Below are 21,514 nucleotides of genomic sequence, written 5' to 3' on the forward strand. Positions count from 1 at the left end.
CTTGAGCACTGGCGTACTCCTTCCTGCCGGTGTTCGAGCACCGGCCTCCGACATCGCTTTCAGTCGAAGGAAGGGTACGCCGCGTCTTTGTTCAAACCACGCATCCACAACTTCCGGTTATATCTCTTTACCAGTCTAAAGCTCGACAATGGCGTAGTGCGCCGAATGCACGCCTCGGAGAAGGATGCGTGGATCGTTAACTCCAATATCCGAATGGCGCATAACATGGGGTTCGACGTCGTAGCGGAAGGCGTGGAAACGGAGATCACGTATCGTGAGCTCCAGCAAGCGGGATGCTCGCACGCCCAAGGCTACTGGATCGCTCGACCGATGCCATTGGAAGACTTCCTGGTCTTCGCTGCCTCCGGGCAAAGCTGGCCCGACGACGAGACCGGTCTGTTTCACATGGCGATTCTAGATCACTTGGAGTGGCGGAAGTTTCTTATCGACAAACTGGTGCTATCGAAGCAGTTGCACCTGCCATTGTCCGAGGACGACGTCAGGCGCTGCCAAATTGCGGCCACCGATTGCCGTCTCGGACGCTGGTACGATGGGCCGGGGCGTCGGCATGTGGGGACGGCGGAATATACGAGACTGGGTAAGGTTCACACCGCGCTGCACGCCTGCGCGAAGCACATGTTCGAACTGGCGAAGGCAAGCACTGGGCCCGAGCAACTCCATTCGGCAATTCGCGAGCTCTCGAAGCATTCCATCCGTGTGGTTGCCAGTCTTCAGGCGCTGGAGCAGGTCACCCTTGGACGGCCACGGGCGAACGCGAAAGCGTCATTCTCGGGTGTGAAGAATCGTTGAGTCGGTCTTGAATCGGAAGCCTTTCAGGCCAAGAAAACCATTCCTGTCCACAAACGGCCGATTTCGTTTGCGGTTTTTCAATACAGCGCAGTTCAGTTGTGCGTGCCACCGAACAACGGCTTACAGGGCGACGCGCCGCGCGCGGCGCGCGCCTGAAGCCGGACGTTATGCAAGCGGATGGTGCCCGAGGTAAGAGCCGTGAGTGACCGGTCGAGTAAGTCACGTCGGAGCCTTGGCCTTAGAGGTTATGCCTCGAGAGGTTATGCCTCTGGGGACATCCCGGCCGGTTTCGAACGCATTCGGGAACCTCATCAGGACGCTCCGCTTAGCAGGCGTGGGAAGCTTGTCTTCTATTCAATCCTCACGGCAGTCGTTGCAGGGGGAGGGGTCTTGATATGGATGACCGCCGCGCGATAGGGCCGGGATTGGGGATGGTGAAACGGTTGCATAACTCGCGGCTAGAGCAGACCCGTCCGCCCGCTGCGCGGGCGTCCGGCCGCTGAGCCGCCAAGTCGTTCAGCGGACCAAGGGCGGCGGGCGGCCCCAGGTATCATCTGGTCCTAAGGAGGACCGATGAGGTTCACGCTTGAAGTCGAGGAGGAAGACGACGGCCGCTGGCTCGCCGAGGTTCCCGAGCTAAGCGGGGCGCTCGCCTACGGTGACAGTCCCGGTGCGGCGATCGCGCATGTGAAGGCCATCGCCTTGCGGATCCTGGCGGATCAGCTCGAACACGGGGAGACCGATGCTGACCTTAACGACATCTCCTTCGCTGCGGCGTGAGCGGATGGTCGGGGACCAAGGCGCGGCGCGTCCTGGCGGCGCTCCTAAGGATCGGTTGATCTATCAAGCGACAGCGCGGCTCCCATCGAGTCCTCGAGCGGTCAGGTTGGCCGGACTTCACTTTCGCCTTTCACGATGGGGAGGAGATCGGGCCGAAGATGCTCGCGCGCATCGCCAAGAGAACCGGACTTACTCCCGAGGATCTCTAAGAGGTCGCGCGCCTTTGAACTCGTGCGTGCAACGGACCGTTTCCGCGCGCGCACTCCCGCCCGCTGAACGCCCAAGTCGTTCAACGGGCGTGAGGCGATGAGAGGCGAGATCCCCGAAATCATCTCCACTGCGAGGCTTCGGCTTCGTCCTTGGCAGTTGGACGACGCGGGTGACGTCTTCAAGTATGCGTCCGATGAAGAATGGAGTCGCTACCTCCCCGTGCCGCACCCCTATACCAAGACTCACGCGGAGGAGTTCGTCGCGCGGCAGGTTCTGCTGGATCGCTCGCTTCACAGTGCTTGGGCGGCGGAACTCGAGGGCGTCGTCGTCGGCGGTTTGAACCTCGGCCTTGTGGCGGAGCACTGCCGGGGGACTATGGGCTGGTCGATTGCCAAGCGGGTTTGGAGCCAAGGCCTGGCGTCTGAGGCCGCTTCGGCGGTCATTCATGCCGCATTCAACGCTCTGCCTGATCTCAACCGGATCAGTGCGAGTGCCGACTCCAGGAATTTCGGGTCCCTTCGGGTGATGGAGAAAGTCGGCATGCAAAGGGAGGGGCTTTTCCGGCAGTATCGTCGGGCGGGGGGTGAGCCAACGGACGAAGTCTGGTGTGCGATCCTGCGGGATGAATGGCTGGCCAGCAGGCCGGACGGTGACCGCCGTTGAATCCGCGCGTACAACGGACCGCCCGCCCGCTTCGCGCGGGTCCGGCCGATGACGCGCCAAGTCGTTCTACGGACCCTAACGGTGCACCTAGGTAAACTGTCCCTATGACCAAGCTGGAGAGACTTGAAAGGGACATCGAATCCCTTTCCCCCGAGGAGGCGGCGGAGTTCCGCGCCTGGTTTCTCGAGTACGACTGGAGGATCTGGGACCGTCGGTTCGAGCGCGATGTCAAGGCAGGGAAGCTCGATGCGCTCGCGAGGGACGCCGTGCAGGACTACGACGCCGGACGCACCTCCGAGCTTTGAGGCACCGCGCGTCTCCCGCGTTCTGGGATCTGTACCGCTCCCTTTCCGATGACGTCCGGGAAGCCGCCGACGAAGCCTTCACCCGGCTCAAGCAGGATCCCAGGCACCCCTCGCTCCATTTCAAGAAGGTGGGTCGGTTCCGCTCGGCTCGCGTCGGCCTGCACCACCGGGCCCTGGCCGTGGAAGCGCCCGAGGGGCTTGTCTGGTTCTGGATCGGGACGCACGCCGACTACGACAGGCTGCTGAAGTGACGCTTCCGCAAACGGCGTCGCTCTCGTCGTGGAGCACCTGGATGTCCAGGAATGATTGACCTGCACCGTCGAGAGGACCTCGGCCCTGGACGAGGGGTGGATCCGTTCCTTGGGCTTGGAATCTGCGCGATCGTCGTTTCCCTGGTGTGTTTGGCGGCCATCGGATTCGGAGCCTTGCTCTCGCTGAGGGAGTTCTGTGACCCCCGAGCGGGTCAAGAACTTCCGAGGTGCGTCGATCACGCGCCGGCCATGGCCGCGTTCGCCGCGCTTGGCGCGATAGGGCTTGCCTCTATGGTCATCTACCTGCGACGTCGCAGCCGGCAGATCCAGGATCGACGCGCATCCCGTCGCGAACTCATCGTTGCGTTCGTTGTGATCGGTCTTGCTCTCGCAGGCTGGGCGACTGAACGATGGGCAACCGAGCCGCGGATCCCTTCGTTGGTCGGGCTTAGCGTCCGCGACTCGGAGACGTGGCCAGTCCTGAGTCGTCTCATGGTCGTGCAGATAGTGAGCATGAAGGACTGCTCGTCGGAGGAGGAAGCGGTAGTGATCGAGCAGGATCGTCCTGCCGGCGGCCGCATTGCCGGGTCGCCCGTCATCTCGGTGCGGGCAGGCTGCGCCAAGCGCGTCCGCCCTCTTCCTACTGCCGAACCCGCTCCGATCCTGTCATGATGGCCCGACCGCTGCTCAACCGGCGCGTGCAACCGACCGAGCACTTGCAGGGCCGCTGACGCGCCAAGTCGATGACCAGACCCCCCATGAATGAAGGATGCGTGTTTTGCAGAATCATCTCTGGCGATGAGCCGGCGAGCTTCGTGTACGGAGACGACGAGTGTGTCGCTTTCCTGAGCTTGCACCAGGTGCGGCCTGGTGAGATCGCGATCATCCCGCGGGAGCACATCGACCACTTCACGGATGTGCCGGATGCGACTGCTGCGCACATGATGAAGGTCGCCCAACGGTTCGGGCGTGCGTTGCAGAGGAACCTGGACCCGGATCGCGTCGGATATCTCGTTCACGGATATGGGGTGGCCCATGCCCATCTGATGGTGGTGCCGCAGCATGCGCCTAACGACATCACGTCGGGCCGCCTGGCAAGGGTGGAGGATGGGCGCGTCGTCTTCTCCATCGAGCAACTCCCGCTGGTCCCGCGAGAGGAACTGGATCGACTCGCCAGCGAGATTCGGGCATGGGCCCAGGATGTGTGACGTGCTGGTCAACTCACGGCCGGAACCGACGCTCGCCTTCGGCTCGCGCGGTTAAGCCGCAGGACGTTATGCCGATCAGCTTGCCGCACCCGGAGTACAATCTGAGGGCGATGAACCGTGCAGTTCCGGTGAACGAGGTTGTCTCGGTGGATCCCGACGTGATGAGCGGCGCCCCCGTCTTCCGCGGCACGCGGGTGCCCGTTCGCACGCTGCTCGACCACCTAGAGACCAGCGATCTTGAGACGTTTCTAGACGATTTCCCTTCCGTCTCGCGAGAGCAGGCGGTGCGCTTCCTCGAGTTAGCCAGCGACGCCTTCCTCGCGGAGTTGTATGCGGATTCTGCTTGACGAATCGGTGCCTCGGCGCCTGAAGGCACTGCTCGCTGGCCACGAGGTAGTGACTGTGAGGGACGCTGGCTGGGCCTCCTTCTCGAACGGTGAACTTCTGACTCGTGCGTCTCAGGTGTTCGACGCCTTGGTTACGGCTGATCAGAAGATGCCGCACCAGCAGAATCTCACTAGATTCGACATCGCCGTTGTCGTCCTGGTTGCGAAGACCAACACGATGGTCGATTACGAACCGTTGGCCCTGAAGTTGAGGACGACGGTGGAGTCCGCTACCGCGGGCGCGGTCTCATGGGTCTCGGCATGACTCGTCGCGGACCCGGCCGGCGTCGCCGTCGGGTCATCGCCCAAGTCGTTGTGCAGACCGATACCTTTTGAGAGAGGCGGTGCCGAGAAGACGATGACGGGTGGCGCTGAGCACATGAACATCTGGGATGAGATCTACGCCGGAGGCGGGTACGGCGATTTCGACCCCGACGAGGAGGTCGTTGAACTCTGCAAGTCCTTGATGCCTGGGCGTGCGATAGATGTGGGCGCGGGGGAAGGCCGTCATTCTCTTTGGCTGGCCTCCCAAGGCTGGCGCGTGGATGCCCTTGACGTCTCTGCCGTGGGGCTCCGGTCACTCGCATCCCGGGCCGAGGAAAGGGGCTTGCAGGTTAACTGCGTCGTGGGCTCTGCCGCAGAGCACGCCTACGGGGATGGGGCATACCGGCTTGTTGTTTCTACGGGTGCCGCGTTGAACTTCTTCAAGAAGAGCACGGGAAAGGAGATCATTGGGTCGCTCCTCAGTGCCCTGGAACCACGCGGTGTCCTCTACCTTTCTGTCGTGACTCCGGACGATCCGAGCAATCGCAGGTTGAGGCAGGAGGCAGTGAAGGTTGAAGGCGACAGCTTCTTCTCGGAGCGAATAGGCACCTGGGTTACCGCCTACACCATGGATGACCTGAGGGACTGCACGCGAGGGTGCGAGACGCTCCTCGCATGCGAGAAGGAGATTCACGACACCCACGGTACGCCGCACACTCACGTCATGGCCTACGTCGCGGTCAGGAAGTGACCGGCGGATACGGTGACAGAGATGGCTGGCAGGCCGCGCACGGATGTAAGTTGCACAGACAGCCACCGTTCCCATGACTTCTCACTCTGATTCCGTTGAACTCCGTGGTGTGGCCACGGAGGATGACTGGCTCACGTTTCATGCCATCCGCAGGCAGGTGCTCTGGGACGCACGAGGTCAGGAGGGTTACGACTCCGATCATCCGGATGATCGCGCGGCGAGTAACCATCCCTTCCTCTTCCTGGCCGCAGGTCGACCTGTCGGTGTGGTGCGTGTTGATCTCGATCCTCCCGTCGCCTGGTTGCGTCGCGTCGCGATCGTCGAAGACTCCCAGCGTCTTGGTCACGGAGGGAAGATGCTTGAGATTGCAGAGAACTTCGCTCGCGAGCAGGGATGCTCGACCGTCGCCTCGAATGTCGATCGTGACGCCGTGGGGTTCTACAAGCGCCTCGGTTATCACCCGGCCCGACATGACGCGGACCTGAGGATGGAGAAGGCACTGGCATGAAGCTGTACAACCCGCCATTGCAGCCGATCGCTCCCGCTGGCGCGCTCCCGGCGTCTGATCGGCGAAGTCGTTGAACAGCCTGGGAGGAGGTTGAGTGTGAGTATCTGGCCGGTGCTTGCGGCTCTCGCGTACGCCCTTCCGATCGCGTGGGCGATTCTGGTTGTGGTGCGATTGAGGGAACAGCGCGATCTACTTCAGCGGATCTCGAGTGACATCTCCGCGCTGAGGAAGACCTCGGAGGATGACCGGTCCGTCAACGGATGACAACACGCCGGGCGGTCTGATCGCGGCTGGAGCCGACGCTCGCCTTCGGCTCGCGGTTCAGCCGCAGGACATCTTTAGACGAACACGTGGCACGGTGGTGACGGATACGCATTGTCGTCGGACGCGGATGAGATAGGAGGTGACCTGTGGGTTGGATCTACCTGCTCGTTGCCGGGCTGTCCGAGATGGGATGGCCGCTCGGGCTGAAGCTCTCGCAGACGACAAGCCACAAGCTCCCTTGGATGGCCGTCGCTATCGCCGCCATGGGTTTGAGCGGTGTGTTCCTCTGGCTTGCACAGAAGTCGATTCCGATGGGAACGGCCTATGCTGTATGGACGGGCATCGGTGCGGTGGGAACGTTCATCGTAGGGATTGTGCTCTTCAAGGACCCAGCGACTGTCGCCAGGATCGTCTCGGTCACATTCATCGTCATCGGACTCGTCGGCCTCAAGTTGTCCCATTCGTGAGCGGACCAATGCGTCCCAGGCGAAGGAGAAGTGATGTTGCGGAATGACATGAGGAGCCGTCGAACCGGCGCATCGACGCAGACATACCGGCCAGGTGAGGTACGCTCTGCGGCGAGGGCGTGCGGCCGGTTTGCCGGTCATGCGCAACGAGTGAGCCGATGAATAGTCAGTCGGACCGATCAGTGGGAGAGCCTCCCGGGACTGTCTTTGCTGCCAGCGTGGTGTCAGGTGTCTCCGCCATCCTTGCGTTGCTCTTTCCCCCTCTGGGATGGATCTTCGCTGTCGTTTACGCAATAGCGGCCGTCGCTCTATACCGCCTCCAGGTTTGGGCGTATTGGGTCTTGCTCTTGGTGAGCGGAGTCGGCTGGATCGTCAGGGCTGCCCAAGGCCACTTCGATGTCATTGGCACCGGCGTTGTCATTATCGTTCTCCTTTTGACGCCATCGGCAAGAGCTGTTTTCGGGGTCGGGAGATACTCTGCGTCAGGGGAGAGCCGGGATTCAGGGTGGTAGGCGCACGGTATGGCAAGCGAATGCAGCGGCCGTCGGGCGTCGCCGGAGCCGTTGACGCGCCAAGTTGTTTTACGGACCAGACAAGGGGGCGATGGTCGTGAAACGTAAGGCAGTAGTCCTGATTCTCCTCGGCTGGGCAGTTGCCGTCTTCATTGCCCTCAGTCTGCCCTCCAAGTGCCCAGACCAGTGCAGAGGGGCTGCGTGCACTCTGATGGGCTGCACGCCCGGTATCACCTCCGTCCCAGGGTTAATCGCAGGGGCAGTCGTTGCGTTAACTGCAACCGGGATCGGGTTCTGGTTCATCATGAGGCGTGAAACCTCTGAGGGCGATACTTGATGGTCGGCGATGCGCAAATGAACTCCGAATGTCGTGGCTGTTTCCGCAGACGGACGCGCGTGCAACGGACCGAGCACTTGCCCCGAAATAGTTGACACTCTGGCCTAACGCTCAAGGAGGGTTGTATGGCCAGACCCAACAAACCGCGCACCACCAACCGCTATTCCGCTGAATTCAAGCTCAACGCGGTCAAGCTCAGCCAGATCGACGGCGTGCAGGTCGAGGACGTCGCCGAAGCGTTGGGGACACGTCCCTTCATGCTCAGCCGCTGGCGCAAGGAGGTTCGCGACGGTGTCATCCGTGCCTGCGCCGCGGTGGTCCATCGCGTCAGCGCACACCCGAAGCGCTCGGATCCTGTTGTCCATCGTTCTCGCACTCACTTTGGCGTACTCGGATGATTCCTCGCATACTTGCTCGTCAAGGAACGGCAGCCTTGGATCGTCCTGGGGCCCGCCGTGGCGCTCGTGGCCGGAATAGGCTTGTCGTAGCGCTTAGCGGCGCGGTTCCCTCGGACTCCCAGACCATGGAGTGATTCTCAATGAAAGCTAGGAGCGCGGCTAAGGACTTCCCAGTAGTGTGCGTGGGAGGTTCGGCTGGTGGTCTCGACGCATACATTCGATTGCTGCAGAATCTCCCGGCTGACATGGGGGTTGCCATCGTCATCGTCAATCACCTGAGAACCGTGGCGACCAGGTTGCACAAGATCCTCCCGAACTACACGACGATGCCGGTTGAGTTGATCACCGACGACCTCGTCATTGAGCCCAACCACGTGTTCATCATTCCCGAGAAGCGTGACCTGCATGTTCTTGATGGCGAATTCCGCCTCAAGCCGATCTCCAAGCCCAGGGGATGGCCTGACGTGATCACGGTCTTCCTGCGCTCACTCACGGACAACTGGGACGGGAAGCTCATCGCCGTCATCGTCTCCGGCTATGACGGCGACGGGGCGGCCGCGCTGTGCGGCATCAAGGAAGTGGGCGGCATCACCATCGCGCAGAGGCTCGACACGGCGGAACAGCCGGACATGCCCGAGAGCGCAATAGAGACCGGGTGCATCGACTTCGTCCTCGCTCCTGAGAATATCGGTAGGGAAATCGCAAGAATCGCGCTGTCAATCGAGTAGCGGATGCTGCTTGGTCAGCTGCCGGAACCGGGCATGTACCTTAGAGGCTATGGACGATTGCTGTACCGACAAGGCTTGCGCAGTTGACGGGTTGCGCGAGCGCCAAGCTGCGACGCTTCGCTTCGTTCTGCTGGTGAATGCCGGGATGTTTATCGTGGAGCTCGTTTCCGGCTGGCTCGCAGGTTCCGTAGCCCTGCTCGCCGACTCCCTCGACATGCTGGGGGACGCCCTTGTTTATGGTTTTAGTCTCTACGTCGTCGCGCGCGGCCCGGTATGGAAGGCGCGGGCCGCTGTTGCAAAGGCGGCGGTAATGGGTCTGTTCGGCGCGTTGGTCCTCGGGCAACTCGTCTACAGGCTTCTTTTCCCTCAACTCCCGACGTTCGAGACCATGGGTGCGGTGGGTGCTCTCGCGCTTGCCGCAAACGGCGTGTGCTTTGCCGTGCTTTGGCGCCATCGTGCCGAGGACATCAATATGCGGTCGGTCTGGCTGTGCTCGCAGAACGACCTGATAGCAAACGTCTCGGTTTTGCTCGCGGCGTCGGTGGTTTGGTTGACGCGGTCGCCTTGGCCGGATGTCGTTGTCGGCGCACTCATTTGCGCAGTGTTCCTTCGTTCGGCGCGTCTCGTCGCTCGCGAGGCGCGTTTGGAACTGCGTTGAATACGCGCGACCACCCGCCGCCGACCGGCGGATGAGTCCTCTACTTGCCGCGCGCGCGCCTGTCGGGTGAGGATGCGCGGATGCTGATCTCTGCGAAACTCGCCCCTTGCTTCCCGTACGAGCAACTCGAGGCGTTTTGGCGCGCGGCCGACGAGTTGGGGTTTCACGCAGTTTGGAACTACGACCACTTCTACGGGCTCGGCACGACGCCCGAGGCGCAGCGCCAGGACACGCTGGAAGGGTGGACGACGCTGGCGGCCATGGCGTCGGTCGTGAAGCGCGCGCGTGTGGGGTGCATGGTCACCGGCGTGACGTATAGGCATCCGGCGGTGCTCGCGAAGATGGCCGTCGCGGTGGACCACATCTCCGGCGGGCGCCTCGAGTTTGGGATGGGCGCGGCATGGCATGAGCCCGAGCATCTCGGCTACGGAATCGACTTCCCCGCGGCGGGAACGCGCATTGCGATGTTGGACGAGGCGCTCGAGGTGATCAAGAAGTTGTGGACCGAGGACACCGTGTCTTTCGACGGTGACCACTACACCTTGCGCGACGCGTTCTGTTTGCCCAAGCCGGTGCAGCGTCCGCGTCCGCCAATCGTGGTGGGCGGCAGCGGCCCTCGAAAGACGTTGCGGGTTGTCGCAAGGCACGCCGACGAATGGAACACGCCCGGGCACGACCCGGAGGAGTTCTCGCGCCTCAGCGGGATCCTGGACGAGCATTGCGCGGCGATCGGACGCGACCCATCGCAGATCCGTCGCTCGGTTCAGCTTTTCGTGCATCCCGCGCAAGAGGGTCAGATCGAAAAGCAGATTGCTTCGCTGCCGGTGTGGGAGCAAGCCGGATGCGAGCACGTCGTGCTGAGTTTCTATCAACCTCCGACGCGCGCGCAGCTCGAGCGTTGCGCGCCGCGCTAGAAGACCCCGTGCGGATCGAGTCCAAACACCCTGAGTTGACGGTTGCCGACGTGCGGCGCGCGCTCGCCGGCCTGCCCGACGCCGAGGGTTACGAAGTGATCGTCAAGCCGCTTCGGTATCGGACGGCTCCGCACCTTGCGGCGTTCACGGTTTTCGAAGATCACTCGATCACGCTTCAGGTTCCGGAGCCGTTTATGCCGTTCGGCGAGGTGGTGCACTTCGGCGCGAAGCGCGTGCCGGGCAAGGGCATGAAGTTCGTGCCGCTGTCGGAGGGGTTGACCTTTCGCTCGCGCTCTGAGGTGCTGAGGTTTCTGTACTGCCACGAGTGGTATCACTGGTTCCTCTACGAGGTGCTCGGCAAGAAGTCCATGGCCGAGATCGCTTGCGATCGCTTCGCACTGCGGAACTTCCGCCGCCGCCACGTGACGATCGACGACGCGCGCGCGGCCTTGCGTCGCACCGCGCGGCCTTGACGTTTCGGGCGAATCGGGCGGACGGTTTGTTCTCCCCGGGGACCAGTCGCGGCGTAGACTGAAGGGTCGTGACATCTATGCGCATCGGCTCGGGCCTGTCCACGCATCTTGATCCGCTGCGCGCAGCGGAGGAGGCCGTGGCCGAGGTGGCCGCGGGAGTGATTCCGGGCGAGGCGAGCGTTGTTCTGGCTTTCGTCTCGTCGGACCATCGAGACGCCGCAGAAGACATCGCCGGTGTGTTGCGGGATTGTTTTGGCCGCGCCGAGATCGCAGGGTGTGTGGCCGAAGGGATAATCGGCGGCGCGCGGGAACTGGAGCACGGCCCGGCCGTATCTGTGTGGGCGGCGGATCTGCCCGGTACTCGCGTCGAGGCGTTCGCCCTGGAGTTCGACGACGAGAACGCGTCGTACTCGGGATGGCCGAGGGAGTTGCCGTTCGGCTCGACTCTGATCCTGATGTCCGACCCGTTTACGTTTCCGGTGGTTCATCTGCTGGCGCAACTGAACGAGCAGCAGCCCGGCGTGCAAGTAATCGGCGGAGTCGTCAGTGGTGTGCATGAAGAGAGGCAGGTGCGCATGTTCCTCGGAGGCGAGGTGCGCGCGCGCGGCGCCGTCGGAATCGCGGTCTCGGGGCAAGCTCGTGTCGGGACGCTGGTGTCGCAAGGGTGCCGGGCCATCGGGGAGCCGATGATCATCACGCGCGCCGATCGAAACCTCATCTTCGAGCTTGGCGGCCAGCGACCGGTGGATCGAATTCGCGATATCTGGTCGAAGGTGGAGCCGGCCGAGCGCGCGCTGATGGCGAACGGCCCACTGTTTATCGGCCGAGTCGTAGACGAATACAAGACCGACTTCGGCCGTGGGGACTTCGTCGTGCGGAACGTGATGGGGGCCGACGCCGAGAAGGGCTTCATTGTCGTGGCCGACGTGGTCGAGGTCGGCGAGACCATCCAGTTCCACGTTCGTGATCCTCGCGCCGCCGACGAGGATCTTCGGCAGATGCTGGGATCCGTCAGTTCCCCAACGTCGGGCGCGCTTTTGTTCACGTGCAACGGGCGGGGCTCGAACATGTTCGAGGAGCAGGACCACGACGCGGCCGCAGTCCACAAGGGCCTGGGAGAAGTTCCGCTGGCCGGGTTCTTCGCCAACGGAGAGATCGGGCCGCTGTCGGGGCAGAACTTCTTGCACGGTCATACGGCATCCTTGGCGATCTTCGGCCCGTAGCGGACCCCGGCGAGGGGCCGTACCGGCCGAGTAAGATTGGCGCTTGCGGGAGCTCGGGCCGACCGGGCTGAGAGGGCGGATGCACGCCGCCGACCGCGGAACCTGATCGGGGTAATGCCCGCGGAGGGAGCGAAATGAGCACCACCACGTCAGCCAACGGGAGCGCGACTCCGGGATCGGTCGCGCGCGCGGGGAGTCGCAAGGTCTTTGTGTCCGGACCGAGTCCGGACATCCGCGTTCCCATGCGAGAGATCGTTCTGTCGCCCACGCCGGTTGGGGCAACCCTCGAGCAGAACCCGGCCGTGCGCCTGTACGACACCAGTGGCCCCCACGGGGATCCGTCGGTTGCGGTGGACGTGCGCGCAGGGGTGTCCCCGTTGCGAGACGAGTGGATCCGCGCGCGCGCCGACGTCGAGGAGTACGACGGCGCATCTTTGTCGATCCCCGTTCCCGGATTCGGCGCGCGCCGCCGGCCGTTGCGAGGCAAGGGCGGTGCGGCCGTCACGCAGATGGCGTACGCGCGCCGCGGAATCGTCACGCCGGAGATGCACTTCGTCGCGATTCGTGAGGGCGTCGAGGCGGAGTTCGTTCGCGAGGAGATCGCGCGCGGGCGAGCGATCATCCCGGCGAACATCAACCACCCAGAGTCCGAGCCGATGATCATCGGGCGCAACTTCTTGGTGAAGATCAACGCCAATATCGGCAACTCCTCGGTCGCCTCCTCGATCGAAGAGGAAGTCGAAAAGATGACCTGGTCGATCAGGTGGGGGTCCGACACGGTGATGGACCTGTCGACCGGGCCCGACATTCACCAAACGCGCGAGTGGATCGTGCGCAACTCGCCGGTGCCGATCGGCACGGTTCCGATCTACCAAGCTCTCGAAAAGGTGGGCGGCAAGGCCGAGGAACTGACCTGGGAGATCTACCGCGACACCGTGATCGAACAGTGCGAGCAAGGCGTGGATTACTTCACCGTGCACGCGGGCGTGCTCTTGCGATACGTGCCGCTCACCGCGCGCCGGGTGACCGGGATCGTCAGTCGCGGCGGCTCGATCCTTGCGGCCTGGTGTCTTGCGCACCACCAGGAGAACTTCCTCTATACGCACTTCGAGGAGCTGTGCGAGATCATGCGCTCCTACGACGTCGCATTCTCGCTCGGGGATGGAATGCGCCCCGGATCGATCGCCGACGCCAACGACGAGGCTCAATTGGGCGAGCTTCGGACGCTCGGTGAGTTGACCAAGGTGGCCTGGGAACACGACGTGCAGGTCATGATCGAAGGTCCCGGCCATGTGCCGATCCACAAGATCAAGGAGAACATGGACCTGCAACTCGAGTGGTGCCACGAGGCGCCCTTCTACACGCTCGGGCCGCTTACGACCGACGTCGCTCCGGGTTACGACCACATCACCTCGGCGATCGGCGCGGCGATGATCGGTTGGTACGGTACCGCGCTGCTTTGCTACGTGACGCCGAAGGAGCACCTCGGCCTGCCGAATCGCGAGGACGTGCGCCAGGGCGTGATTGCCTACAAGATTGCGGCGCACGCCGCGGATTTGGCGAAGGGGCATCCCGGCGCGCAGGCGTGGGACGATGCGCTGTCGAAAGCGCGTTTTGAGTTCCGCTGGGAAGATCAGTTCAATCTGTCGCTCGATCCCGAGACCGCACGTTCGTTCCACGACGAGACGATGCCCTCGGAGCCCGCGAAAAAGGCCCATTTCTGTTCGATGTGCGGCCCGCATTTCTGCGCGATGAAGATCACTCAGGATGTGCGGGACTACGCGGCTTCGCACGGTCTGGACGAGGATCGAGTGATCGAGGTCGGACTCGAAGAGAAGGCACGGGAGTTCCGTGAGCGCGGGGAGATCTACACCCGAGGGTAAGGTCCGAAAGCCGGGGGCCGGCGGTTATAGTGGCCGACATGTTGCTGTTTCTGATTCGGCACGGACTCACGTCGCATACCGGGGTGAAGCTCTCGGGGTGGACGCCCGGCGTGCACTTGTCCAAGGAAGGGCGCGCGCAAGCCGCGCGGCTCGTCGAGCGAATGGCCGGCGTCCCGCTGGACGCGATGTATGCGAGCCCGCTTGAACGCACGGGGGAGACCGCGGAACCGCTGGCGCGCGCCCGCGGCCTCGACGTCGGTATTCGCGAGGAACTGGGCGAAGTGCACTACGGCCGGATCGAGGGCAAGACGCTTCGCTCTCTCGCGAAGACCCCGTTGTGGTCTCAGTTACGGGCCCGGCCGTCCGATGTGCGATTCCCCGGCGGTGAGACGCTGTGTGAAACGCAGGCGCGCGCGGTCGGCGCCGTTGAGGAACTGCGCCGCGACCACGCAGGGAAGTCGGTCGCGGTGTTCTCCCACGGCGACTGGATCCGGCTGGCGCTCGCGCACTACGCGGGTGTTCACATCGACTTGTATCGCAGGCTCTCCGTCGACCCGGCGTCGGTGAGCGTGCTGCAGTTCTACGATGGAGGCGTGCAGGTGCGTCGTGTCAACGATTGCGGCGACCTCTCGTCGGTCCCATTGCCGGCACCCGCGACGGAGAAAACGGCGACAGCGACTGCGACACGAGGGAGGCGCGCGCGATGACGAGGTCGTTCGACTTTGATGCGGTCGACCGCATCACGGCCGGTGCGGTCGGCGAGCCGGGAGATAGGACCTTCTACGTCCAGGCGCGCGCCGGCGCGCGCCTGGTTACGTTGTTGGCCGAGAAGGAACAAGTGGCCTTGCTGGGCCGGGCGCTCGAGCATCTGATGTCGTCTTTGCCGGAGGGCCCCGAAGGATCCGAGCCGTCGGCATCCGATCTGGATCTCGATGAGCCGCTGGAGCCGGAATGGCGTGTTGGGGAGATCTCAATTCAGTACGAACCAGACGGTGACCGTGTCGTCGTTGGATTGATGGAGGCCACCGAGGTCGACGAGTCCGAAAGCGAGAGACCTGGGATCGGGGAGCCGGCGGTGGCGCGGTTCATCGTCACGCGCGCGCAAGCGCGCGCGCTTGCCGGCCACGCGCTTGCTGTCGTCTCTGCGGGGCGCCCCCTGTGCCAACTCTGCGGTCTTCCGGCGCCCCAAGGGCAACCGCACGTCTGCCCGGCCACGAATGGCCATCGCGCCTACCGGGAGTAGGCGGTGATGAGCGTCTCGGATGAGCAGGCGCGCGCGCTGTTGTCCGAGGGTGAGATCGAGATCCAGGGATTGTTCACCGATGCGTCCAACTACACCTTCGCTGTTGTCGTCGCACGAGAGGATGAGCGGGCGACGGCGGTCTACAAACCGCAACGCGGGGAGCGGACTCTGTGGGACTTCCCCGTGGGGACGTTGCATCTGCGTGAGGTCGCCGCATACGAAGTGAGTCGCGCGCTCGGATGGGACATCGTGCCGCCGACCGTCGTTCGAGATGGACCGCACGGACCGGGATCGATGCAGCTATTCGTGGAAGCGGATCCGCAGGAGCAGTATTTCACCCTGATGCCGGCGCGCGCCGCTGAGTTTCGGGTCGTGGCCGCGTTCGATGTTGTCGTGAACAACGCGGACCGCAAGGCCGGGCACTGTCTGCTCGAGAGCGGCGGGACGCGGCTTTGGGCGATCGATCACGGTGTGTGCTTTCACGCCGACCCCAAGTTGCGCACCGTCATCTGGGACTTCGCGGGGGAGTCGCTTCCGGGCAGCGTCGTTTTGGACCTCGAGAGGTTTGTTGCGATGCGCGAGGGCGGGGATTGCTTGGCGCAGTTGCTTTCGCCCGAGGAGATCGACGCCGTGTACGCGCGCGCGTCGGCGTTGCTCGCGGCCGGAACGTTTCCCGATCCACCGGCCGATCGCCGGCCCTATCCGTGGCCGCCGGTCTGAACTACTTCCGAATCGCGCGCAGGCGCGAGAGCTCTTCAGGGCCGGGCCAAGGGTTGGGCGAGCATGTGAAGCCGTTCGCCGATCGCATCCCCTTGGACTGCTGCATCATCACGGGCGCCGGTTTGCCGTTGGCGGCGCAGGACTGGTGGTGCAGACCCAGGGAATGGCCGACCTCGTGATTGATCAGCATCCGCCGGTACTCGGTAAGCGACGCCGGGAACTTGGCAGAGTTGCCGAACCAGCGGTCGGAGTTGATCACGACCTCGGGTCGTGTGCCGCACGAGTAGGTTCGGTTCACGCTTAGACCGGTGAGGCGCAAGCAGCGTTTCTGCGATTCGTCCGGGGTTCGCAATCCGACCAGCAGGGATCCCAATGGGTGGTAGCGGAATCGAACGCTTCCCGACGCCGTCCAACTTCGCTTGTCGCACAGGATCGCGCGCACGGCGCGCGCGAACTTCTGCGGCGACATGTCCAAGCCTTCGTCGATCTCGACCCGGAACGACACGACGGTCGCTCCGGGAGTTCCGCAGGGCTTGCGGGATGCGCCCGCGGCAAGCGGACTCGGGCTTGCCGCCGCAGACGCGACCGGCGAGGCCGAGATGGTTGGGGTCGGGCTCGCGGCGGGCGAGGCCGGGGCGGCTCGCGGTCCCGAGGCTTGCACCGGTTCAAACGGCACAGTTCGCAGGCCGCCTATGACTGCCCCGGCGAGGCCGAGGCCGACGACTGCTCGTGCTGCTTTTTGGGCCCGTAATTCCACGGACGCGAGATTAGCGAGCGCGGGGCGCGCGCGCGAGGGCCTTCAGCAGATCTTCCGGCCCGAGATCTGGGTCGAGATGTATGTGCCGGCCTTCCCGCCGCCTCCGTTGGTGACGGCCGGCCATGCCGCGATGAGGTTGCACTCGTGGTCGAGTGTCGTTCCCCATACGTCGGTCGCGCGCGAGCACAGCAGGCCGCTCTTGATCCCGCCGCCGGGTCCGGCGTCGCACGTTCCCATCAACTCGGCCGCCGTTCCCTCGTAGGCGGGGAAGTTCGCGATGCGCTGGATCTCGAGGACGGGGTCCTGGCTCATCGCGCCGGTTACTTGGGCGAAGGTCGTGTACCAGTAGTGCTTTCCGTTCGGCGCAGTTTCTCCGGCGTACCAAACGATGTCGAGCATTCCGGGGTCGCCGGCTGTGATGTTCGGCAGCACGTTGCCTGGGCCGCCGGCCGCTTTCACGGGTTTCGGCTCCGACCAATGCTCGATCCCGGGCGGTGCCCACTTGTACAAAAGCGCGGCGCCGCTGAAGTCCGGATAGGGGTTGGGTGCCTCGGGGTAGAGTACGTAGACATTCCCAGCGCGGTCCAGCGACATGTCCGCCTGCTGCATGGTGACTACCTGGTTCGTGTCGGCGCGATCGACAACCAGCGTCGTTTCCCACGATCCGGGAGATCCATCCGGTGATGTCGCAAGCCACAGACGGTTCGAGGCGATGATGTTGAACTGCGGAGAGTCGATCGAGGCGACGCAACCTCCGCCGACCGGCGCGGCCCGCGCGCCCCACAGCGCGTACAACTGCCCGGTCTCGGGGTTCACCTGGAACTCGTCGGGACCGCCGGAGTTGGCGCACTGCAAGTCCAAGAATGCTTGGCTTCCGGGCAGCGTTATCGGGACCGGGGCTCCGAACGTGGCACCGTTGTCGATCGAGGTCTGCACCCACATGTTGTGCGAGGCGAACCCGCTCGCCAGGTTGTGCCACAGCAGGTAAACGCGCGGGAGTCCGGTGAGCGGGTCGTCGCGTCCGACGGCAAGCCATTGCCGGTCCTGGTCGACCAGGGTCGACCCGACGGACAAGTTCCACGTGTCGCCTCCGTCGTCGGACCACGACACCCGAAGGCCCACGCCCGCGAAGTCCAGTTCCGTCGCGATCAGACGTCCCGTCCGCGTCGCGACGATGTCTACGTCGATTGTCGGCATGCGCTGGCCGGCCGGTTCCGTCTTGGCCCGAGTCCAACTCAGACCGTCCTCGGATCCGTAGACGACCGCGCGTTCCGAGCGGTTGGTGACGACCCACCTCTTACCGTCGGGCCCGATGGCGAGCCGGGGTTCGGTTCCTCCGTCCGACTTTTCGAGCTTGATCGGAACTGAGAAGACGGCGGGTCCGTCCTCTTCCGCGTGCCCGCTCAGATTCGCCGCGGAAACAGCGGTCAATGCCAGGACGACGGCCGTCATCCGCCGCCGCCGGATTCGTGAGGTCTTCATGTCGCTGGGTTCGACAAGACGGGCGGCATTCCTGCCGGTGTCGCCTACCCGACGGGTTCGGTCCCGTCCGAACCCGTCGGGTAGCGCTGTGTCGGATCAGCCGCCGCCGATGCCCGGGGCCACGATGCCGCCCTGGGTCATCTTCTTGAGGTCGAGCGCTTCGTCGACTTCCTTCTCCGAGATCACGTTCTTCGAGATCGTGACTTCGCGGATGCTTCGGCCGGTCTTGAAGGCCTCCTTCGAGATCTGGGCGCACAGGTCGTAGCCGATCGCCGGCACGAGCGCCGTCACAATCGGGAAAGACTGCTCGACCAAAGACAGCGCGCGCTCGTTGTCGGTCTGCAAACCCTCGACGCACTTCGTCGTCAGCAGGCGCGCGGCGCTGGCGAGCAACTGGATCGACTCCAGCAGGTTGCGCGCGATCACCGGCATGAAGACGTTCAACTCGAAGTTGCCCATCGCACCGCAGATCCCGATCGTGGTGTCGTTGCCGAACACCTGCGCCCCAACCTGGGTGACGACCTCGGGGATGACCGGGTTCACCTTGCCGGGCATGATCGACGATCCCGGCTGCAACTCCGGCAGGCGCAGTTCGCCGATTCCGGCCCTGGGGCCCGACCCCATCCACCGGATGTCGTTGGCGATCTTGATCATCGACGCTGCGATCGTGCGCAGTTGCCCGGACGTCTCGACGCACGCGTCCTTGGCGCCCTGCGCCTCGAAGTGGTCGTCGGCTTCGCGGACGGCAAGTCCGGTTCGCTCGGCGATGATCTGGATTGCGCGCGGCGCGAACTCCGGTTCTGCGTTCAGACCGGTTCCGACGGCTGTTCCGCCGAGGGCCAGCTCACTCAGGCGCGCGCTCGCGTCGCGCAGCCGCGCGATGCCTTTCTCGATCTGCGTCGCGTAGCCGCCGAACTCCTGGCCGAAGGTCATTGGAGTAGCGTCCATCAAGTGGGTGCGTCCGACCTTGAGGACCTCGGCCCACTGCTCCGCCTTTGCGCGCAGGGCGCCGGCGAGCAAGGTGAGCGCCGGCACGAGGTCGTCGCCCAGCGCCATCAACGCCGAGACGTGAATCGCGGTAGGGATCACGTCGTTGGAGGACTGGCCGGCGTTTACGTGGTCGTTGGGGTGGACATCTTTGGTGCCGCGCTTTCCGGCGATGATCTCGCTTGCGCGTGTGGCGATGACCTCGTTGGCGTTCATGTTCGTCGAGGTACCCGAGCCGGTCTGGAAGATGTCCAAAACGAAGTGGTCGTCGAGATTTCCGGCGATCACTTCGTCGGCGGCCTGGAACACCGCCTCAGCCTGGACCGCGTTCAGGTGTCCGAGTTCTTGGTTCGTCTTGGCCGCCGCCCACTTGATGATCCCGAGCGCCTCGATGAAACGGCGCGGGAATCGCTGCCCGCTGACGGGGAAGTTCTCGACGGCGCGCTGTGTCGATGCTCCCCAATAGGCGTCGACGGGGACTTGCATCTCGCCCATCGAGTCCTTCTCGATCCGGTACTCGCTCATTCGCTGGTCACGTCCTCTCGTCCGGTGACCCCGCGGCAGGCCGTCCGGCCGGCCCGAAGCCGTATACCTTCTATCGCCGCTGGGGTTGCACGTCCATTTCTCCGGGCCCTTCCGGGCGAACCCCCTAAACTTCTTCTTTTCCGTATACCGCCGCAATCCGGTTGAGCGCGGCGGAAGAGAAGTCGATTCGGCAGGGCTTGTCGGGTTCCGTGCAGAATGTCGTCGAAGGCAGTGGATGACCGTTCAGGACAGGATGTGAGGAAATGAGAGTTTCCAGGATCGTAGCGAGCCTGTTTGTCGGGCTTCTCGCTTTCACGTGGGTTCCCGGATCTGCCGACACCCAGGCGCCGCCGAGACGAATCGTTGAGATGCGCGCGGGTGAGTTCGTTCCCTACGCGATCCTCGCCCAGGTCAACGATGTGATCGTCTTTCGCGCCATGGCCGGGGGCGTCGACGTCGCCGCATACAAGAACGCCAACTTCGACTCGTCGTCGCAGTATCCCGCGGGGATGAGCCCGTACAACGAGTTCGAGTGGCAGTACACCGGTGGGGACGTGTACTTCCGTTCTCCGAAGAAATCGGAGTTGGATGCCGGTGGGAGCTGTACCGGGATGTGCGGGGTCATCACCGCCACGGCCCCCCAGGGGATGCCGGCGGCTCCGGCGATCACAAGTCCGACCGGTGCGGTCGCGTTGGATACGCACAGCGTGTCGATCGCCGGGACCGTGTCGGGCGCGACCAAGGCCATCCGGCTGCAGAAGGAGATCAAGAAGGACGAGTACCGGGATCTGTACGTTCTGAAGTTCGAGGGGACGGGCGAGAACCGGTCTTGGGAGCAGACTCTCGAGTTCCCGAACGCCACATACACGATCCGCGCGATCGCAGTGCATCCGGGAGGCTTCTTCAGCGGCCCTTCGGTGCCGGTCACGTTCACGGTGGCGGGGCCGGACACGCAGAACCCGGTCGTGCAGGTGTCGTCCCCCAAGGACCCGTTGATTCTGGAGAGCCGACTGCAGATTTCCGGACGGGCGGTGGACGACGTCAAGATCGCGAGCGTGGCCATCACCGTTACCGACGACGTCACCGGCAGCGAGTCCACTCCCAGCGTTCGTCTGGAGGTGGACCCGGCGATGCCGAACAGCCTGCTGTTCTACGCGTCGTTGCCCCTTGGTCCCGGCTCGTACACCGTCGAGGCAGTGGCGACGGACACTTCAGGGAAGACCGGTGCGGCTTCCAAGAGCGTCATCATGGTTCTTTAGATCCGAGTGATTTCCGGCGGCCCGCTCTTCGAGCGGGCCGCCGGTGCGTCTGCGCGCGGTTGTCGGATTGCCGCGCGCGCCGATAGCCTTCCGCGGCGTGAGCGATTACGCATGGACCCCGTCGCCCGAGTACGTCGATCGGGCAAACGTGACGCGCTTGATGCGCGCGCACGGTATCGAGACCTATCCCGAGTTGGTTCGCAAGTCCCAAGAGGACATCGAGTGGTTCTGGGACGCGGTGGTTGCAGACCTTGGAATCGAGTTCTTTACGCCTTACCGAGCCGTGGTCGAAACGCCCAAGGGCATCCCTTGGGCGATCTGGTTTGGCGGGTCAACGGTGAACTTGACCTACAACTGTGTGGACCGGCACGCCGCCCGCACGCCGGACCGGGTGGCGCTGGTGTGGGAAGGCGAGGACGGCGAGGTGCGTCGCCTGACCTATCACCAACTGAGCCACGAGGTCGACCGGCTTGCCAACGCCCTTCGTTCGCTTGGGGTGCGCTCGGGGGATGCGGTCGGCATCTACATGCCGATGATTCCCGAGATCG

The 21,514-nt window shown here is 63.9% G+C and carries 28 protein-coding genes, 1 pseudogene and 1 riboswitch; of the genes and pseudogenes, 26 read left to right on the top strand and 3 right to left on the bottom strand.

Features of this window, described 5'->3' with window-relative positions:
- The 24 genes and pseudogenes from WDA27_13605 to WDA27_13720 all read left to right on the top strand — a co-directional run.
- Positions 1–810 (top strand): EAL domain-containing protein (locus WDA27_13605; protein MFA5891964.1); only part of this gene is annotated, 810 nt, incomplete at its 5' end.
- A 573-nt stretch (positions 811–1,383) separates the two neighbouring features.
- On the top strand, positions 1,384–1,590 hold the full coding sequence (locus WDA27_13610) for a type II toxin-antitoxin system HicB family antitoxin (protein ID MFA5891965.1): 207 nt from the start codon (positions 1,384–1,386) through the stop codon (positions 1,588–1,590).
- Positions 1,587–1,799: pseudogene (locus WDA27_13615) on the top strand (type II toxin-antitoxin system HicA family toxin). The gene WDA27_13610 and the pseudogene WDA27_13615 overlap by 4 nt, the downstream one beginning before the upstream one ends.
- 97 nt (positions 1,800–1,896) lie before the next feature.
- Positions 1,897–2,463: a GNAT family protein gene (locus WDA27_13620; GenBank protein MFA5891966.1), complete on the top strand. Its 567-nt coding sequence runs from the start codon at positions 1,897–1,899 to the stop codon at positions 2,461–2,463.
- A gap of 104 nt (positions 2,464–2,567) precedes the next feature.
- Entirely contained in the window at positions 2,568–2,768 is a 201-nt protein-coding gene (locus WDA27_13625; protein ID MFA5891967.1) for a hypothetical protein, read from the top strand.
- The gene (locus tag WDA27_13630; protein MFA5891968.1) at positions 2,765–3,019 is read left to right on the top strand and encodes a hypothetical protein; all 255 of its coding nucleotides are present in this window, start codon (positions 2,765–2,767) and stop codon (positions 3,017–3,019) included. The genes WDA27_13625 and WDA27_13630 overlap by 4 nt, the downstream gene beginning before the upstream one ends.
- A 51-nt stretch (positions 3,020–3,070) precedes the next feature.
- Entirely contained in the window at positions 3,071–3,691 is a 621-nt protein-coding gene (locus WDA27_13635) for a hypothetical protein (protein ID MFA5891969.1), read from the top strand.
- Between the two features lie 101 nt (positions 3,692–3,792).
- A complete protein-coding gene (locus WDA27_13640) occupies positions 3,793–4,227 on the top strand; it encodes an HIT family protein (protein MFA5891970.1) in 435 nt (144 codons plus the stop codon).
- A gap of 110 nt (positions 4,228–4,337) precedes the next feature.
- Complete coding sequence (locus WDA27_13645) at positions 4,338–4,574, top strand: DUF433 domain-containing protein (protein ID MFA5891971.1); 237 nt, start codon at positions 4,338–4,340, stop codon at positions 4,572–4,574.
- Positions 4,558–4,878 (top strand): DUF5615 family PIN-like protein, encoded by a 321-nt coding sequence (locus WDA27_13650; protein MFA5891972.1) that lies wholly within the window; start codon positions 4,558–4,560, stop codon positions 4,876–4,878. Before WDA27_13645 ends, WDA27_13650 begins: the two co-directional genes overlap by 17 nt.
- Positions 4,879–4,971: 93 nt before the next feature.
- On the top strand, positions 4,972–5,628 hold the full coding sequence (locus tag WDA27_13655) for a methyltransferase domain-containing protein (protein MFA5891973.1): 657 nt from the start codon (positions 4,972–4,974) through the stop codon (positions 5,626–5,628).
- A 109-nt stretch (positions 5,629–5,737) separates the two neighbouring features.
- A complete protein-coding gene (locus WDA27_13660; protein ID MFA5891974.1) occupies positions 5,738–6,136 on the top strand; it encodes a GNAT family N-acetyltransferase in 399 nt (132 codons plus the stop codon).
- A 96-nt stretch (positions 6,137–6,232) separates the two neighbouring features.
- Entirely contained in the window at positions 6,233–6,400 is a 168-nt protein-coding gene (locus WDA27_13665; GenBank protein ID MFA5891975.1) for a hypothetical protein, read from the top strand.
- Positions 6,401–6,546: 146 nt separating this feature from the next.
- Positions 6,547–6,867, top strand: coding sequence for a multidrug efflux SMR transporter (locus WDA27_13670; protein MFA5891976.1), 321 nt, complete (start codon positions 6,547–6,549; stop codon positions 6,865–6,867).
- Between the two features lie 974 nt (positions 6,868–7,841).
- Complete coding sequence (locus tag WDA27_13675) at positions 7,842–8,114, top strand: transposase (GenBank protein ID MFA5891977.1); 273 nt, start codon at positions 7,842–7,844, stop codon at positions 8,112–8,114.
- 140 nt (positions 8,115–8,254) lie between these two features.
- The gene (locus WDA27_13680) at positions 8,255–8,842 is read left to right on the top strand and encodes a chemotaxis protein CheB (protein ID MFA5891978.1); all 588 of its coding nucleotides are present in this window, start codon (positions 8,255–8,257) and stop codon (positions 8,840–8,842) included.
- A gap of 49 nt (positions 8,843–8,891) precedes the next feature.
- Positions 8,892–9,500: a cation transporter gene (locus tag WDA27_13685; GenBank protein MFA5891979.1), complete on the top strand. Its 609-nt coding sequence runs from the start codon at positions 8,892–8,894 to the stop codon at positions 9,498–9,500.
- 80 nt (positions 9,501–9,580) lie between these two features.
- Positions 9,581–10,414 (top strand): LLM class F420-dependent oxidoreductase, encoded by an 834-nt coding sequence (locus tag WDA27_13690; protein MFA5891980.1) that lies wholly within the window; start codon positions 9,581–9,583, stop codon positions 10,412–10,414.
- Positions 10,415–10,422: 8 nt separating this feature from the next.
- A complete protein-coding gene (locus WDA27_13695; GenBank protein MFA5891981.1) occupies positions 10,423–10,887 on the top strand; it encodes a hypothetical protein in 465 nt (154 codons plus the stop codon).
- Between the two features lie 77 nt (positions 10,888–10,964).
- Positions 10,965–12,110 (top strand): FIST N-terminal domain-containing protein, encoded by a 1,146-nt coding sequence (locus tag WDA27_13700; protein MFA5891982.1) that lies wholly within the window; start codon positions 10,965–10,967, stop codon positions 12,108–12,110.
- Between the two features lie 35 nt (positions 12,111–12,145).
- Positions 12,146–12,254: riboswitch (TPP riboswitch) on the top strand.
- A complete protein-coding gene (gene thiC, locus WDA27_13705; protein MFA5891983.1) occupies positions 12,245–13,993 on the top strand; it encodes a phosphomethylpyrimidine synthase ThiC in 1,749 nt (582 codons plus the stop codon). (Overlaps the previous riboswitch by 10 nt.)
- 38 nt (positions 13,994–14,031) lie before the next feature.
- Positions 14,032–14,700, top strand: coding sequence for an MSMEG_4193 family putative phosphomutase (locus tag WDA27_13710; protein ID MFA5891984.1), 669 nt, complete (start codon positions 14,032–14,034; stop codon positions 14,698–14,700).
- Complete coding sequence (locus tag WDA27_13715; GenBank protein ID MFA5891985.1) at positions 14,697–15,236, top strand: DUF3090 family protein; 540 nt, start codon at positions 14,697–14,699, stop codon at positions 15,234–15,236. The genes WDA27_13710 and WDA27_13715 overlap by 4 nt, the downstream gene beginning before the upstream one ends.
- Before the next feature lie 6 nt (positions 15,237–15,242).
- Entirely contained in the window at positions 15,243–15,956 is a 714-nt protein-coding gene (locus WDA27_13720; GenBank protein MFA5891986.1) for an SCO1664 family protein, read from the top strand.
- 1 nt (position 15,957) lies between these two features.
- Here WDA27_13720 and WDA27_13725 read toward each other — a convergent pair whose 3' ends face one another.
- The 3 genes from WDA27_13725 to WDA27_13735 all read right to left on the bottom strand — a co-directional run bounded on the left by WDA27_13725 (position 15,958) and on the right by WDA27_13735 (position 19,707).
- Positions 15,958–16,632, bottom strand: coding sequence for a DUF3152 domain-containing protein (locus tag WDA27_13725; protein ID MFA5891987.1), 675 nt, complete (start codon positions 16,630–16,632; stop codon positions 15,958–15,960).
- A gap of 123 nt (positions 16,633–16,755) precedes the next feature.
- Positions 16,756–18,195 carry a sialidase family protein gene (locus tag WDA27_13730; GenBank protein MFA5891988.1) on the bottom strand — a complete coding sequence of 480 codons (1,440 nt, stop codon included), beginning with the start codon at positions 18,193–18,195 and terminating at the stop codon, positions 16,756–16,758.
- A gap of 96 nt (positions 18,196–18,291) precedes the next feature.
- Entirely contained in the window at positions 18,292–19,707 is a 1,416-nt protein-coding gene (locus WDA27_13735) for a class II fumarate hydratase (protein MFA5891989.1), read from the bottom strand.
- 263 nt (positions 19,708–19,970) lie between these two features.
- On the opposite strand from WDA27_13735, the gene WDA27_13740 reads away from it, so the two are divergent.
- Both WDA27_13740 and WDA27_13745 read left to right on the top strand, forming a co-directional pair.
- Entirely contained in the window at positions 19,971–20,966 is a 996-nt protein-coding gene (locus tag WDA27_13740; GenBank protein MFA5891990.1) for a hypothetical protein, read from the top strand.
- 43 nt (positions 20,967–21,009) lie between these two features.
- A partial coding sequence (locus WDA27_13745) for an AMP-binding protein (protein ID MFA5891991.1) occupies positions 21,010–21,514 on the top strand: 505 nt, incomplete at its 3' end.

The sequence above is a fragment of the Actinomycetota bacterium genome (assembly GCA_041658565.1).
Taxonomy (GTDB): domain Bacteria; phylum Actinomycetota; class AC-67; order AC-67; family AC-67; genus JBAZZY01.